Origin of the sequence: Spirulina subsalsa FACHB-351 (genome assembly GCF_026130165.1) — a bacterium.
Lineage (GTDB): Bacteria > Cyanobacteriota > Cyanobacteriia > Cyanobacteriales > Spirulinaceae > Spirulina_A > Spirulina_A subsalsa_A.
Map to the genome: position 1 here is coordinate 1 of NZ_JAIHOM010000260.1, position 752 is coordinate 752.

A 752-nucleotide genomic window follows, 5' to 3' on the forward strand; every position below is an offset into this window, starting at 1 on the left:
GGGGGAGCAGGGGAGCGGGGGAGCTGGGGAGCAGGGGAGCAGGGGAGCAGGGGAGCAGGGGAGCGGGGGAGCGGGGGAGTCGGGTGTAATGTCATTGACTAACTTTGACTAACTTTAGCCAGAAACCGGGTTGCATTCCTTGTCTAGTTTTCTCGATACACCCTAGCAAAAACCCGGTTTCTCATGTCTTGTCTAGTTTTCTCGATACACCCTAGCAAAAACCCGGTTTCTCATGTCACAAAACTAAATCCGCTCCTTGTTCAGTAAAACGCACCTCTTGAATTTGCCACTGACGATTACTCATTAAGGTTTGACGCACACTGCCAAAGAGGGCGAACTTCTCGCAACTGGAGAGGGAGGCGAAATGGCGAGGACTACTCGGGGAGAGGCGAAAATCAACTGTTGCCAAACCTTGAGGGTTTACCGTGACTTGATATCCGGCAATGGCAATATCAGCCCGAGCGCTTTTTTTCAAAACTTGTGCGATCGCCTCCTCCATCCCATCCTGTAAGTCCACCGTGACCGTTTCCGGCACTAACTGCTCACAATTACTATCAGGTTGACACTCCCATCGCTGAAAGCGAGGGATTCTTGGTTCAACGAGTTTCCTTAACTTGGCAGGACCTATCCAACCAAGCCAGAGGGAATCTCTCCCCAAGCGTGAGTTCCGGTATGCCCTACCGTACTTAGTCCCTTTTTCAAAATGTTAATAGCGGCGTTGATATCTCTTAACATTTAAGTCTTCGTAGGCG

1 protein-coding gene and 1 pseudogene are annotated in these 752 nt (G+C 50.7%); both read right to left on the minus strand.

Annotation, left to right across the window (positions count from 1 at the left end; translation table 11 throughout):
* Window positions 1-235: 235 nt before the first annotated feature.
* Window positions 236-535 (minus strand): hypothetical protein, encoded by a 300-nt coding sequence (locus tag K4A83_RS22750; protein WP_265267007.1) that lies wholly within the window; start codon window positions 533-535, stop codon window positions 236-238.
* An 89-nt stretch (window positions 536-624) separates the two neighbouring features.
* A pseudogene (locus K4A83_RS23865) lies at window positions 625-729 on the minus strand (RNA-guided endonuclease InsQ/TnpB family protein); the annotation flags it as partial.
* Window positions 730-752: the final 23 nt, after the last annotated feature.